Genomic DNA, 14,092 nt, shown 5'->3' with positions numbered 1-14,092 from the left:
AATGAAGATCCGCACCGCAGCCCGTCTTGCAGCCACTTCCGCACTCCTGCTGCTGGCCGGCGGCGCCCATGCCTACGACGGCACCAAGTGCAAGGCGGCCGGCGACTGCTGGGAGCCGAAGCCGGGCTATCCGGCCAAGGTCGCCGGCTCCAAGTACGACCCGAAGCACGACGCCAAGGAACTGTCCAAGCAGGGCGACTCCATCAAGCAGATGGAAGCGCGCAACGCCAAGCGCGTCGAGCAGCTTAACGCCACCGGCACTTTCAAGTACGACGTGAACTGATCGTCGTGTCTTCCCGGCCGGGCGAGCGCCCCGCTCGTCCGGCCGGGTTCCCGAAGGCCTCGCGGAACGCGGCACTGCGCGCCGTCCGTCACGCCTTCCCAGCCGCGCCCTCGCGGCCAACCCGATCTGGAATCCCGGATGCACTCCGAACCTGTTGACCTGTCGGCATGGCGGGTCCGTGCGCTCGACTTCGAGCGCCAGCTCAACGCGGTGCTGGTCGGCATGCCGCGCACCGTGCGACTGATGACCATCGCCGTGTTCGCCCGCGGCCACGTGCTGCTCGAAGGCGATGTCGGCGTCGGCAAGACCACGCTGCTGAAGGCGGTGGCGCGCGGCATCGGCGGTGCCTACCAGCGCATCGAAGGCACCGTGGACCTGATGCCCGGCGACCTCGTCTATCACACCTATGTCGGCGACGACGGCCGCCCGCGTGTCGAGCCCGGCCCGCTGATCGCACAAGGCAGCGAGCTGGCGGTGTTCTTCTTCAACGAGATCAACCGCGCCCGCCCGCAGGTGCATGCGCTGCTGCTGCGCCTGATGGCCGAGCGCACGGTCAGTGCGTTCAACCGCGAGTACACGCTGCCATGGATGCAGGTGTTCGCCGACCGCAACCGGGTCGAGCGCGAAGAAACTTTCGAACTGCCCTCCGCCGCCCGCGACCGCTTCCTGCTCGAAGTGTCGGTCGAAGCGCCGGACGCGCGCGACCAGCTGCGCGGCCTGATGTTCGACACCCGCTTCCACGATGCCGACGCGCTGATCTCCAGCGTCGAACCCGGCATGCTGGACCACACGCGACTGAACGACGTCGCACAGTCCATCCAGGACACCGTGCAGTCCAGCCCGGCGCTCGACGACTACGGCGTCGACCTCTGGCTGGCAACGCGCCAGCCCGCGCTTTACGGCGTGCAGCTGTCCGACGTCGACATCGACCAGTTCATCCTGTCCGGCGCCAGCCCGCGTGGCGTCGCCATGCTGGCGCGCGCGGCGCGCGTGCAGGCCTGGCTCGAAGGCCGCGACCGCCTGGTACCGGAAGACCTGCACGCGGTGTTCTTCGAGGCGATCGCGCACCGCCTGTGCCTGAACCCGGTGTACGAGACGCAGCGCCCGCTCTACGCCCGTCCCTTCGTCGCCGAGGTGCTGCGCCAGGTCGCCTCGCCATGACAGCGTCCGCGCTCGCCTACGCGCTGCGCTGGCGCAGTCGCGCGGTCACGCCGGGCGCGCACCGCGGCACGCTGTCCGGCCCGGGGCACGACTTCGAACGCAGCGTGCCGCTGACCGGCAACCGCGACGCGCGCCGGCTCGACCTGCGGGCGACGCTGCGCGATCCGTCGGAGCGCGTATGGGTGCGGCTGTTCCGGCAGCAGGCCGTGGTGCCGGTCGTGGTGCTGGTCGACGTATCGCGCTCGATGGACTACCACGGCGCCACACACCGGCATGCGCTGGCCGCCGAACTCGCGGAGGCGATCGCGCACGCCGCCTGGCGCATCGGCGATCCGTTCGCACTGATCGCCTGCGACCACCGCATCCGTGCGGAACTGACACTGCCGCCCTGCCGCAGCGCCGCCGGGGCGCGCGCCGCGCTCGCCCGGCTGCGCGCCCACGAGCCGGATGGCGACGACAACAGCGCACTGCTCAAAGCCGCCCCGCTGCTGCCGCGCCGGCGTTCGCTGGTATTCCTGCTCACCGACGGCCATATGCCGGACGAGCGCCTGAACCGCGTGCTCGGCAGTCTCGCCCGGCACGACGTGGTCACCGTGCTACTCGGCGACAGCCGGGAGCAGCACGCCTCTTCGCGCTGGGGCATCGCCCGCCTGCGCGACCTGGAGAGCGGCGCCGAGCGTCTGCTGCTGCAGCGCCCGGCGCTCGCCCGCGCCTTCGACGAGGCACGGACGGCCCGCCGCGAACGGCTGCGCCACATCGCGCTGCGCCACGGACGCCCGCCACTGTTCATCGACGATCGCATCGATCCGGTGCAGTTCAACCGCTACTTCCTGCAGACATGAAACGGTCCTCCGTCCCTGCACTTCTTTCCTTGCTGCTGTGCCTGTTCACCGTGCCGGCGATGGCGACCGTCACGCTGAAGCAGATCGAGTGGCCGCGCAACTTCGGCTACCGCATCGGCGACACGCTGCCGGTCGCACTGACGCTGAGCGTGCCGCCCGGCTGGGCGCCGGACCGCGACGGCCTGCCGGAACCCGGCCAGGGCGATCGCCAGTTCGAACTGCGCAGCCTCACCGTCGGCGACGCGTCCGGGCGCTGCGCAGACTGCCGTCTCTACACGCTGGAGTGGCAGCTGATGAAAAGCGTGCGCGCGCCGCAGACGCTGCGCCTGTCGGCTGCCGTGCTGCGCTTCCGCAAGGACAACGCGGTGGCGGAAATCAAGGTGCCGGCCTTCGACCTGAGCACGGCGCCGCTGCTGCACTGGGCGTCGAAGAAGGACATCGTCAGCAGCGTGCATCCGGGCTACCGCGCCACCGCCTTCGACAGCAGCGCGCCGCTCGCGCGTGCGCTGGGCTGGGCCGGTGTCGCGGCGGCACTGCTGCTGGCTGCGCTGTGGGTGGCCGGCCGGCTGGGCGCGCAGCGCGCGCGTCCGTTCGCCCGCGCCTGGCGCAGCGTGCGCGCGCTGCGCGGCCGCGACGACGCGGAAGCGCTCGAACAGGCGTTCCGCGCGCTGCACCATGCGTGCAATGAAACTGCCGGGCAGACCCTCTTCGCTTCCACGCTGCCGGACTTCATCGCCGCCCACCCGGCCTTTGCCGATCAGGCTGCGGCGCTGGAAGCGGCCTTCGCCGCCTCGCGTGCCTGCTTCTACGGGCTGCCGCCCGACCCGCGCTACACGCAGCCCGACGCGCTGCTGCCGCTGCTGGCGGCACTGCGCGACCGCGAACGGCTCGGCGCGCGGCGGCGTCCGGTCACCCCGTCCGCCGTCGTCGAAGCGGCGTGAGCGCGACATGATGTCCTTCGATCATCCGCACTGGCTGTGGGCTGCACTGCTCGCGCTGCTGCCGCTGCTGTGGCACGGCCAGCGCACGCTGCCGCACGGCTGGCTGCCCGGCGTGCCGGCCGATCCGGCATCGCGCGCGCTGGCCGTCGCGCTGCGCCTGCTCGGTGCGCTGGCGGTGCTCGGCAGCGTCGTCGCGCTGGCCGGTCCGCACCGCCAGGGCGAGGACGTCGAACGGATCGGCACCGGCGCCCACGTCGTCATCACGCTGGACCGCAGCGCCAGCATGAGCGACGGCTTCGCCGGCCGTGACGCGCAGCAGGGCGACGAAGCCAAGGGCCGCGCCGCCGCCCGCCTGCTCGAAGACTTCGTGCGCGAGCGCCCGCGCGATCTGTTCGGCGTGGTGTCCTTCAGCACGGCGCCGGTGCATGGTCTCGAACTGACCGCCGACCACGACGCGGTGCGCGCCGCGATACGCGCGTCGGCCGCACCCGGCGTCGGGCTGACCAATATCGCCGCCGGCCTGACGATGTCGCTGGAACAGTTCCGCGACAAGCCGGTGACCGGCTCGCGTGTGGTGCTGCTGGTGTCCGACGGCGCCGCGCAGATCGATGTGCGCAAGCAGAACCAGATCCGCCGCCTGTTCGCCGAGAACCGCAGCGCGCTGTACTGGATCTTCCTGCGCACCGCCGGCGGCCGCGGCCCGTCCGACCCGCCGGACCCGGAAGCCGGCTTCGACCCGGCACCGGAGTACTTCCTGAACGAGTACTTCCGCGACCTCGGCGTGCCCTACCGGCTGTACGAAGCCGACACGCCGGACGCGCTCGCCCGCGCCATCGCCGACGTCGCCCGCCTGCAGAACCAGCCGCTGCGCTACCGCGAAACACCGCCGCGGCAGGACCTCGGCGGGCTGTTCATCGGCATCGCCTTCGCCTGCAGCCTGCTGCTGCTGGCCGCCCGCACTTTCGAGGTTCCCGCATGGTCACGCTGATGTCGCCGTCCGCCCTCCTTCACCTGCTGCGCCGCCGCTCGGCCACACTGCTCTACCTGCTGGCCGCACTCGCCGCGGCCGCCAGCCTGCATGCGCTGTGGCAGGGCTGGCGGGCGCACGACGCCAACCGGCAGATGCGCGACGGCGTGGCCGACGCCGGCGCACCACCGATGGTGCTGTTCGCCCGTGCGGTATCACTCGACCGCAAGCGCGACAACGACGCGGCGCTGGCCGCCTACAGCGAAGCCGAGACGCAGGCCGAACTGCGTGGCGACCCGGTGCTGGCACGGGCCGCCCGGGTCAATGCCGCCAACATCTACCTGCGGCGGGCGATCGAGGTCGCCACCGGCGAAGGTGCGGCGGCGCGCGCCATCACCCTGGTCGAACTGGCCAAGACCGGCTACCGCCGCGCACTGCGCGAACAGCCTGAGGACTGGGGCACGCGCTACAACTTCGAACTGGCGCAGGTGCTGGTGCCCGACTACGAAGTGCGCAACTGGCGCAAGGACGGCAAGGAAACCAAGGTCGATGACGACGCGCTGCCCGACAAGGCGGCGTGGACAGAAATGGTCGGCGCGCCGCGGGGCATGCATTGAAGTTCACCGACACCCTGCGCGGGCGCGGTGCGCGCTTCTGGCTGCTCGCCGCGGCCAGTGCCTGTCTTGGCGTGGCGCTGTTCGACCCGGCGGTGCAGATCGAACGGCGCGTCGGCACCTACATGATGGTGTTCGACATCACGCAGAGCATGAACACCCGCGACGTCGGCCCGGCCGACGCCCGCATCGGCCGGCTCGACCACGCGAAACAGCTGGCCATCGCGGCACTCGACCGTCTGCCCTGCGGCACGCAGGTGGGCGTGTCCATCTTCGTCGAACGGCGCACGCAGCCACTGCTGATGCCGGTCGACGTCTGCCTCAATCGAGCAGCGCTGAGCGACGCCATCGGCCACATCGACTGGCGCATGGCCTGGGCCGCCGACAGCCATCTGTACTACGGCACCTACTCCGCACTGGACGACATCCGCCGGATGACGCCGGGTGCGGCCCTCGCCTTCTTCACCGACGGCCATCAGGCGCCGGCGCTGCACCCGGGCCGCATCCCGGCCTGGGACGGCGAAGCGGGCGAAGTACCGGGTCTGCTGTTCGGGGTCGGTGGCGAACAGCCGGAGCCGGTGCCCAAGCTGGGCGACAAGGGCCGCATCGACGGCTACTGGACCGCCGAGGACACCGCCGGCTTCGCCAGCGCCGGCGCGCCCACGCTGTCGGTGCTCGACATGGAGAAGCTGGGCGGCGACATCCGCAATGCACCGCAGCGCGCGCCCGGCTCGGACAACGACCACCTGTCGCTGCGCCGCGACGACGTGCTCGAAGACCTCGCCCAGCGCACCGGTCTCGGCGTCGCGGTCGCACGCTCGCCGGAGCAGATCGCCGCGCAGTTGCGTGCACTGCCGGGCGGCCGCGTCGCCGACACCCGGTTCGCGCTGCGCCCGCTGTTCGCGCTGGCCGGCCTCGCGGCATTGCTCGCCAGCCTCGCACCGGCGCCGTCGGCGGTCCGCCGCCGCGCCCAACGATTGTTCACCTTCAGGAGTGCCTGACCCATGAAAGCCCCGCTGTCCGTCCTCGCCTTCGCACTGTTCGCACCGCTCGCCGTGGCGCACGGACCGACACCGCAGAAGATAGACGAGTCGGTCGTCATCGCCGCGCCGCCGGCCGCCGTATGGGCGGTGGTCGGCGACTTCGCCGGCATGGCGAAGTGGAATCCGTCGATCAAGGCCTCGTCGGCCGACCGCGGCAACGAAGCCGGTTCGACCCGCACGCTGACGCTGCCGACCGGCACCGTGACCGAACAGCTCGACGACTACGACGCGGCCGCGATGAGCATGAACTACCGCTCCGGCAACGCCGACCCGGCCGTGCTGCCGGTCAGTTCCTACTCCGGCCGGCTCACCGTCAAGGCCGAAGGCAGCGGCAGCAAGCTGGTGTGGCAGGCGCGCGGCTACCGCGCCGACACCGGCAACGATCCGGCCGCCGGCATGGACGACGAGAGCGCGGTGAAGGCGCTGCGCGCGCTGATGCGCCCCGGACTCGACGCGGTGCGCACGCAGATCGAAGCATCCGCCAAACCCTGATGAACGCGCTGCCCACACTGCGGGCGGCGACCTCGCCGGCGCGCTGGCTGCTGGCGGTGTCGCTGTTCGTCGGCGCGCTGCCGCCGGCGTCGGCCGATGCGGCCTGGCCGAAAGTGCGCAGCGCGCTGTTCGGCGAGCGCCGCTTGCACACCGACAGCGCCGTGCTGGCGCTCGAAGCGCCGGACCGCGCCGAAGACGCTTCGATGGTGCCGGTCGCACTGCACGTGGGCCCGGCGGGCGGCGCACTGCGCACGCTGTGGCTGCTGGTCGACGAGAACCCGTCGCCGCTCGCCGCGCGCTTCACGCTGCACGACGCGGTAGTCGGCAGCATCGAGACGCGACTGCGCGTCGAGCGCTACACCATGGTGCGCGCGATCGGCGAAACCGACGACGGCCGGCTCTATATGGCCGGGCACTTCGTGCGCGCCGCCGGCGGCTGTTCTGCACCGATGGGTCCGGCAGACGACGGCGAGGCGGCGATCGGCCGCATGTCGATGCGCCGCTTCGACGTCGCCGGCGGGCGCAGCGAGGTGGAACTGCGCATCCGCCACCCGAACCACTCCGGCCTCGAAGTCGATCTGGACACGCGCGGCTACGTCGCCGCCGACTACGTGCGCGCACTGCGCCTTCTGCAGGACGGTCGCCCGCTGCTCGACGCCGAACTCGACATTTCGATCAGCCGCAATCCCTATCTGCGTTTCGGCATCGCCGCCGATGCGCGCCGCCTCGACGTGCAGGTCGGCGACAGTCGAGAACGCCACTTCGAAGCACGTTTCCCACCGGACGCCGCCACGCCGTGAAGCGCCGGCTGCTGATCGCCGCGACCTGTATCGGCGCCTCCGCCGCGACCCGCGCCGCACCGTCGGTCGAAGCCATGATGAAGATGTCGCGCGCCGTGCTGAAGGTGTCGGCGCTGGGCGACGACGACAATCTGTCAGTCGGCTCGGCCGTCGTGATCGGACCGGACAGCGCGCTGACCAACTGCCACGTCACGCGCCATGCCCGCATCATCGTGCTGTCGCGCGGGCTGGCGCGGCACGCGGTGGTCGGCCAGCGTGCCGACGTGTCGCGCGACCTCTGCCTGCTGCGCACCGCCGAGCCGCTGCCCTACCCGGCGGTCGAGCTGCGCCCGACCCCCAGCCTGACGCTGGGCGAACGCGTGCTCGCCCACGGCTACTCGGGCGGCATGGAAGCACACTTCGCGCGCGGCCTCGTCGTCGATCTGCACGCGGCGGGCGGCAGTCACGTCATCCAGACCTCGGCCGGCTTCCTGCAGGGCGCCAGCGGCGGCGGCCTGTTCGACGAGGAAGGCCGGCTGATCGGCATCACCACCTTCCTGACCAGCGCCGGCCGCACCGAGTATTTCGCGATGCCGGCCGACTGGACCGATCGCCTGCGCGAACGCACCGAAAAGGCACCGAAGCCGCTGCCCGGCTCGGCGCTGTGGGCGCAGTTGCCGGCACATCAGCCCTGGTTCATGCGCCTGCTCGAGCCGCTGTCGCGCAAGGACTGGCCGACGGTGGCGCAGATGGCCGACGAGTGGATGGAGGCCGAGCCGCACGCGCCGGCCGCCGCTCTGATGTGCGCCCGCGCTGCGCACGCGCTGGCGCGGCCGGCGCGTATGACGCAGTGCCTGCAGCAGGCCCTCGACGGTGCGCGCGACAGCGAGATCGAACTGACGCGCATCGCCGCCTGGGCGCGCAGCGAAGGACTGGACGAAGCCGTCGCCGCCAGCACGACGGCGCTGGCACGGCTGCGTCCGCTGCCGCGCGGCGAGTGAGGCCGCCGGGCGGCGCGTTGACTCGCCTGGGCAGGCTCAGCCCGCCGGGACGCCGGTCCGGTTGACCTGGCTGTAGAAGATTTTCTGGTTGTGCAGGCTGCCGAGCAGCTCGTTCAGTTCGTGAATCAGCGCGTCGTTGCTGGCGCTCGCGGCCACGTCGCCGCTGGCGACCGCGACCTGGGCCAGACAGCCGATCTTGTCGCGCAGGGCGTCCTCGATCAGGTCGATGTGGCGGATCGTGAGTTCGAAGGTTTTCTGGTGCTTGGACATAAGGGTTCTCCCTGTACCGCCGCCTCGTGAGCAGCGGGTGTTTACGAGAACCGACAGCGTAATCCTTTCGTGCGCCGCAACAAGCCCCCGCAGCGAAAGACGGCCGGGGGCCATCGGGACATCCTCACCGGAATCCGGGGCAGACACCGCCTGCAACGGCGTCCGGAGTCGCGGATAGTGCTTTCCTTTTCCGTCACACGTCCGCACATCGAAGCCATGCATCGCAGCCGTCTGCTCGCTACCGCCCTCGCCACCGCCCTTGCCACACTCGTCGCCCTGCCGGCCGCCGCCGCCACCGACACCGTTGCCACGGTCAATGGCCGGCCAGTACCGCGCGCCCAGCTCGACTTCATCATCAAGGAACAGATTCGCCAGGGCCGCCCGGCCTCACCCGACCTGTCGCGCCAGGCGCGCGAGGAACTGATCGGACGCGAGGTGCTGGCGCAGGAGGCGGAGCGCAAGCTCGGCCGCAGCGAAGCGCTGAAGACGCGCATCGAATTCATGCGCCAGCAGGCGCTGCTGAACGCGCTGCGCGAGGACTTCTTCCTGAACACGCAGCCGGCCGACGCCGAAGTGCGCAAGGTCTACGACACGCTGTCGAGTCGCGCCGGCGAGCGCGAATACCGGGTGCGCCACATCCTGGTCGCCGACGAAGCACAGGCGAAATCGCTGCAGGCCCAGCTGGGCAAGGGCGCGCGCTTCGAGGATCTGGCGAAGGCCCACTCGAAGGACAGCGACAGCGCGCCGGCCGGCGGTCTGCTCGAATGGACGCCGGAGGGGCAGTTCTCACCCGAATTCGCCGCCGCGCTGCCGCAGATGACGCGCGGCAAGGTGGGCGACGCCCCGGTGCGCAGCGGCGCCGGCTGGCACCTGATCCGGCTGGAGGACGTGCGCCCGGCGCAGCCGCCGCGCTTCGAGGACGTGAAGCCGCGCATCGTCGAGTCGCTGATCGAACAGAAATGGCGCAGCTATGTGAAGGAACTGCAGGCGCGTGCGGTGGTGAAGTGAGGACCGTCTGGTCACTGCTGGCGCTGTGTTCGGCCACGGCCGCGGCCAGCGACGTCGATCACGCGGCACGCGCCGCGCTCGAATGGGTGGCCGAGCCCGAAGCTCAGTGCGTGCAGCTGGGCGGCACGATGACCGGCCTGCGCAATCGCGACCGCAGCCGCACGCTGCGGGTGTGGGTCGAGCGCTGGTACCTCGACGTACTGACCGCCGACCGCAGCCGCCACGACCTGCCTCCGGACGGCAGCGTCAGGCAGCTCGGCTGTTCCGAAACCCGTTCCGGCGCACAGCGCTGGACAGTGGTCGACGCCCGCTTCCTGCCGACCGGCGAAACACAATGAATCGATGAAACAGTCACTTGCACTCATTCTGCTGGTCGCGGCGACGACCGGCGCACAGGCGGACGAGCCGCCCGAGCGCGCCTACGTGCGCGCCGGCACCGACCGGCTGATCCGCGCCTGCACACAGGACGGCCACACGCTGAGCCTGCTCGCCCGACCCGGCGTCGAGGTGGCCCGGGGCGAAGCCGCCCCGGCCGGACTGCCGGTCGACGCCTTCATGCAGGGCATTGCCGAACAGGTGATGCGGCTGACCCGCGCGGTGCCGCACGCCGACTTCCTGCGCCCGGACAGCCCGGGCGCCCGGTCGCTGAGCGACGCCGTCGAGACCTGGATGGACGCCTTCAACCGCACCCACGGCACGCGGCTCGCCTGGGCGATCGGTGACTTCGGCGTCAGCGACGCGCCGCAGGCCGCCTGCCGCGCGTCCGGGGACTGAAGGCCCGCCGACTCAAGTTGTCGTCCCCCGCCGTCGATATGACTGGTCTGTACGCCGTGCGCCGCAGCATCCCGCGCGGTACGGCGGCAGCCACACGCCATGGTGGAGCGAGGAGACAACTAGATGACCCAACGCATACTCTATTTCCTGGTGCCGGGCAGCAATATCAGCCCCTTCGACGTGACCATCGCCGCCGATGCGGGCTTCGATCAGGTGATACCGCTCACCGGCATCCGCCCGGAGAACGTGACCGCGCTGGTACAGGACGCCATCTTCTGTCGCCCGCCCAATCGCTTCAACGACACCGGCATCTTCATCGGTGGCCGTGACGTACATATGGCGACCGACATGTTCCAGTCCGCCAAGAGCGCCATGGTCGGCGACTTCCAGGTCGGCGTGTTCGCCGACCCGAACGGCGCCTACACCACCTCGGCCGCCGTGGTCGCGCTGGTCGAGAAGGCGGTCAATGCGAGCACCGGCTCCGGTCTGGCCGGGCGCACGGTATCCGTTTTCGGCACCGGCCCGGTCGGCCTGTGCACCGCCATCCTCGCCGCCCGCCAGGGCGCGAAGGCGCGCCTCTGCCAGCTCACCGCGGACGACGATTCCAAGGCGGCGCTGCGCTTCTGCGAGCGCTACAACGCAAAAGTCGAATGGGTGTCCGCCGAAACCCACCGCGACAAGGTCAATGTGGTCGCTGACAGCGAGATTGCCGTCAGCGCCGCCAAGGCCGGCATCCGCATTCTCGACGCCGAAGTGCTGGAGGCCGGCGGCAAGCTGATCGCCTGTGCCGACACCAACGCCGTGCCGCCGTCCGGCATCGAAGGCATCGGTGTGAACGACCGTGCGATTCCGGTCGAAGTCGGTCCGGCCCGCTTCCTCAGCATCGGCCCGCTGGCCATCGGCAGCCTGAAGTACAAGACGCAGTTCGGTCTGTATCGCTCGATACAGACCGGCGCGTCGCCGGCCCTGATCGACTTCCCCGAAGCGTATGCGTATGCGCTGCAGGAACTGGCGCAGAGCAAGCCTGCCTGAGCGAAACCGACCGCTTGTCATGGCGCGCGTGACAAGCGCACCATAGGCGGCCGGCGGGTCGGCGCCCGGAGGCGCCGCATGCTGCGGATGGAGGTGCGGACGGCGTGGACAGCAATCCGGGGCTGAACATTACGGGCACGGAAACCGTCATCGGTCAGGGTACCGGTGCCGACGGTGCGGTATTCCGCACCCTGCTCGACCGTATGTCGGACGGCGTGTTCATCGCCCGCGACTACCGTTTCATCTTCGCCAACGCCGCGCTGCCACGCATGCTCGGTTACGAGCACGACGACTTCGTCGGACTGGGGTTTGACGCAGTGGTGGCGCCGGATTTCCTCGAACTGTGGGTGCAGCGCTTCCGGCAACGGATCGGCGAAGGCGAGGAACCGCCCGGGCGCTACGAACTGCGCTTCCGCATGAAGGGCGGCCGGCGCGAACTGCCGATCGAACTGAACGCCAGCCGCGTCGTGTTCGATGGCCAGCGCTGCGTGCTCGGCATCGTGCGCGACATGTCGGGCCGCAAGCTCGCCGAACACGCATTGCGCGAAAGCGAGCAGCGCTTCCGCGGCACTTTCGACCAGGCCGCCGTCGGCATCGCGCTGATGGACCTCGAAGGCCGCTTCCTGCGCGTCAACCCGAAGCTGTGCGACATCCTCGGCTTTCGCGCCAGCGAACTGCGCGCGCTGACGATGGAGACCATCACCCATCCGGAAGACGTTTCGCTGGACATTCACCCGCTGCGCTGCGTGCGCAACGGCGAACAGACCACGTACTCGATCGAGAAGCGCCTGCTGCACAAGAGCGGTACCGCCACCTGGGCGCGTCTGACGATTTCTCTGCTGCTCGATGAGATGGGCGCCCCCTCGCACTTCATCGCGGTGATCGAGGACGTCCACGACCGCCACCTGGCGCAGACCGCGCTGGCCGACAGCGAACTGCGTCACCGCCTGCTGATGCACAACCTGCACGCCGCCGTGCTCGTGTGCGCACCCGACGCCCGCATCCTGTACGGCAATCCTGAAGCCTGCCGCATCCTGCGCATGGATTCGGCGCTGCTCGCCGGTCGCACGATCGCCCAGCTGGGCTGCCAGTTCATCGACCCGAGCGGCGAGGCGCTGGCACCGGAACGCGATCTGGTGCGCCGTGTGCTCGCCTCGGGCAAGGAAATGAACGACGTCGTGGTCGGCGTCCGTCACGACGACGCGGATACGCTCTGGGCGCTGGTCCACGCCTATCCCGAGTTCGACACCCAGCACCGTCTGCGCCAGATCGTCGTCATGTTCGTCGACATCACCGACCGCAGCCGGCTCGAAGCCGAGCGCGATGCCGACCGCCAGCTCAAGACGGCAGCGCTGAACGCCATCACCGCCCACGTCGCCGTGCTCGACAAGCGCGGCGTCATCGTCGAGACGAATTCCAGCTGGCGCGCCTTTGCCGAGCGCGGCGGCTACACCGGCAACATGACCTTCGTCGGCGTGAACTACCTCGACGCCCTCGCCCGCTGCGACCGCGACGAGGCGCCCCACGCAGAGGCCGCCTGCGAAGGCATCCTGTCGGTCATGCTCGGCCGGTCGGCGCTGTTCCAGATGGAGTACGCCTGCCACGCGCCGCACGAGCGGCAGTGGTTCAGCCTGAAGGTGACGCCGATGGACCCGGCGCGCGAACGCGTGCTGCTCAGCCACGAGAACATCACGCGCATCAAGCTGGCCGAAGAGGCGGTGCGCATCCTGGCCAATACCGACGCACTGACCGGCCTCGCCAACCGCCGCCATTTCTTCGAAGTCGCCGAGGAGGAATTCGTGCGCGCCCAGCGCTACGAAACACCGCTCACCGTGCTGATGGCGGACCTCGACCACTTCAAGCGCATCAACGACCATTTCGGGCACGCCGGCGGCGACGCCGTGCTGTGCGGCTTCGCCATCATTCTGTCCAGCCTGCTGCGCGACTCGGACAGCGCAGGTCGCCTCGGCGGCGAGGAATTCGCCGTACTGCTGCCGCACACCGCACTGGACGGTGCGCGCGCCTTCGCCGAGCGCCTGATGGAGCGCGTCGCCGAGAACCCGCCCGAATTCGACGGTCAGCCGGCGCACTACACGTTGAGCATAGGCATCGGCGAACTGATGCCCGACTGCCTCGATTTCTCGGCTCTGCTGCGCAAGGCCGACGAAGCGCTCTATCGCGCCAAGAGCGGCGGCCGCAACCGGGTCGAATACGCCGCCAGGCCGTGCAACGACGCGACCTAGGCGCGCACGACCGGCCCCGCAGCCCGATCAAGAGGATGTGAGCCATCCGCGGCGCGCAAGGCACCCGCTTTGCTAGCGAATGCCGGCGGGCGCCGCCGAGGCTCCTCGCACACATCCCATCTACTGACCGGAGATTCCCGACATGAAGGCCGATTCGTCAAACTCATCCCCGCGCAAATCGCAGGAGGCGCTGACCCTTCTTCGCGCCGACCACAAGCACGTCAGCGAACTGTTCGAGCAGTACGAGGCCGCCCGCACAAGCGCTCAGAAGAAGAAACTCGTGCATGAAATCTGTACGGAGCTCGACGTGCACGCGCAGATCGAAGAGGAAATCTTCTATCCGGCTGTAAAAGCTGCACTCAAAGACAAGGAGCTGGTGCCCGAGGCGACCGTGGAGCACGCGTCATTGAAAGACCTGATCGCGCAGATCAAGGACGTCGAACCGGACGGCGAAATGTTCGACGCGAAGGTGAAAGTGCTCTCCGAGTACGTGAAGCATCACGTGAAGGAGGAGCAGAACGAGATGTTCCCCAAGGTAAAGGATACCGACCTCGACCTCTCGGAACTGGGCGAGCAGATGAAGCAGCGCAAGGAAGAACTGCTTTCGGCCGTCGCGCACTGAGTGACGCGCCCCCCAGGGCT

The 14,092-nt window shown here is 69.8% G+C and carries 17 protein-coding genes; 16 read left to right on the top strand and 1 reads right to left on the bottom strand.

Features of this window, described 5'->3' with window-relative positions; translation table 11 throughout:
- Position 1: 1 nt before the first annotated feature.
- From IV112_RS02605 to IV112_RS02560, 10 genes are all read left to right on the top strand, one after another.
- Positions 2–283, top strand: coding sequence for a methanol dehydrogenase (locus IV112_RS02605; RefSeq protein WP_304000921.1), 282 nt, complete (start codon positions 2–4; stop codon positions 281–283).
- A 138-nt stretch (positions 284–421) separates the two neighbouring features.
- Positions 422–1,444: an AAA family ATPase gene (locus IV112_RS02600; protein WP_020164045.1), complete on the top strand. Its 1,023-nt coding sequence runs from the start codon at positions 422–424 to the stop codon at positions 1,442–1,444.
- Positions 1,441–2,286 carry a DUF58 domain-containing protein gene (locus tag IV112_RS02595; protein WP_304000920.1) on the top strand — a complete coding sequence of 282 codons (846 nt, stop codon included), beginning with the start codon at positions 1,441–1,443 and terminating at the stop codon, positions 2,284–2,286. Before IV112_RS02600 ends, IV112_RS02595 begins: the two co-directional genes overlap by 4 nt.
- Positions 2,287–2,315: 29 nt before the next feature.
- Positions 2,316–3,227, top strand: a complete 912-nt coding sequence (locus tag IV112_RS02590; protein WP_304000919.1) for a hypothetical protein — start codon at positions 2,316–2,318, stop codon at positions 3,225–3,227.
- 7 nt (positions 3,228–3,234) lie between these two features.
- A complete protein-coding gene (locus tag IV112_RS02585; protein ID WP_296810186.1) occupies positions 3,235–4,215 on the top strand; it encodes a vWA domain-containing protein in 981 nt (326 codons plus the stop codon).
- Positions 4,203–4,811 carry a hypothetical protein gene (locus tag IV112_RS02580; RefSeq protein WP_304000918.1) on the top strand — a complete coding sequence of 203 codons (609 nt, stop codon included), beginning with the start codon at positions 4,203–4,205 and terminating at the stop codon, positions 4,809–4,811. Before IV112_RS02585 ends, IV112_RS02580 begins: the two co-directional genes overlap by 13 nt.
- Positions 4,808–5,809, top strand: a complete 1,002-nt coding sequence (locus IV112_RS02575; protein WP_304000917.1) for a hypothetical protein — start codon at positions 4,808–4,810, stop codon at positions 5,807–5,809. Before IV112_RS02580 ends, IV112_RS02575 begins: the two co-directional genes overlap by 4 nt.
- 3 nt (positions 5,810–5,812) lie before the next feature.
- Complete coding sequence (locus IV112_RS02570) at positions 5,813–6,343, top strand: SRPBCC family protein (protein WP_304000916.1); 531 nt, start codon at positions 5,813–5,815, stop codon at positions 6,341–6,343.
- Positions 6,343–7,143, top strand: a complete 801-nt coding sequence (locus IV112_RS02565) for a quinoprotein dehydrogenase-associated SoxYZ-like carrier (RefSeq protein WP_304000915.1) — start codon at positions 6,343–6,345, stop codon at positions 7,141–7,143. The genes IV112_RS02570 and IV112_RS02565 overlap by 1 nt, the downstream gene beginning before the upstream one ends.
- Positions 7,140–8,123, top strand: coding sequence for a S1 family peptidase (locus IV112_RS02560; RefSeq protein ID WP_304000914.1), 984 nt, complete (start codon positions 7,140–7,142; stop codon positions 8,121–8,123). The genes IV112_RS02565 and IV112_RS02560 overlap by 4 nt, the downstream gene beginning before the upstream one ends.
- A 36-nt stretch (positions 8,124–8,159) precedes the next feature.
- Here IV112_RS02560 and IV112_RS02555 read toward each other — a convergent pair whose 3' ends face one another.
- Positions 8,160–8,393, bottom strand: a complete 234-nt coding sequence (locus IV112_RS02555) for a hypothetical protein (RefSeq protein WP_304000913.1) — start codon at positions 8,391–8,393, stop codon at positions 8,160–8,162.
- Positions 8,394–8,609: 216 nt separating this feature from the next.
- Between IV112_RS02555 and IV112_RS02550 the strand changes: the two genes are divergently transcribed.
- The 6 genes from IV112_RS02550 to IV112_RS02525 all read left to right on the top strand — a co-directional run bounded on the left by IV112_RS02550 (position 8,610) and on the right by IV112_RS02525 (position 14,072).
- Positions 8,610–9,401, top strand: coding sequence for a peptidyl-prolyl cis-trans isomerase (locus IV112_RS02550; protein WP_304000912.1), 792 nt, complete (start codon positions 8,610–8,612; stop codon positions 9,399–9,401).
- Positions 9,398–9,739 carry a hypothetical protein gene (locus tag IV112_RS02545; RefSeq protein WP_304000911.1) on the top strand — a complete coding sequence of 114 codons (342 nt, stop codon included), beginning with the start codon at positions 9,398–9,400 and terminating at the stop codon, positions 9,737–9,739. Before IV112_RS02550 ends, IV112_RS02545 begins: the two co-directional genes overlap by 4 nt.
- Before the next feature lie 4 nt (positions 9,740–9,743).
- Positions 9,744–10,175 carry a hypothetical protein gene (locus IV112_RS02540; RefSeq protein WP_304000910.1) on the top strand — a complete coding sequence of 144 codons (432 nt, stop codon included), beginning with the start codon at positions 9,744–9,746 and terminating at the stop codon, positions 10,173–10,175.
- A 123-nt stretch (positions 10,176–10,298) separates the two neighbouring features.
- Positions 10,299–11,207, top strand: coding sequence for an NAD(P)-dependent methylenetetrahydromethanopterin dehydrogenase (locus IV112_RS02535; RefSeq protein ID WP_304000909.1), 909 nt, complete (start codon positions 10,299–10,301; stop codon positions 11,205–11,207).
- A 104-nt stretch (positions 11,208–11,311) separates the two neighbouring features.
- Positions 11,312–13,450 (top strand): PAS domain S-box protein, encoded by a 2,139-nt coding sequence (locus IV112_RS02530; RefSeq protein ID WP_304000908.1) that lies wholly within the window; start codon positions 11,312–11,314, stop codon positions 13,448–13,450.
- Positions 13,451–13,592: 142 nt separating this feature from the next.
- Entirely contained in the window at positions 13,593–14,072 is a 480-nt protein-coding gene (locus IV112_RS02525) for a hemerythrin domain-containing protein (RefSeq protein ID WP_304000907.1), read from the top strand.
- Positions 14,073–14,092: the final 20 nt, after the last annotated feature.

Source organism: Methyloversatilis discipulorum, assembly GCF_018780585.1.
Taxonomy (GTDB): domain Bacteria; phylum Pseudomonadota; class Gammaproteobacteria; order Burkholderiales; family Rhodocyclaceae; genus Methyloversatilis; species Methyloversatilis discipulorum_B.
Note: the sequence above shows the minus strand (reverse complement) of the source record. Positions and strands in the feature narration are given on the sequence as shown.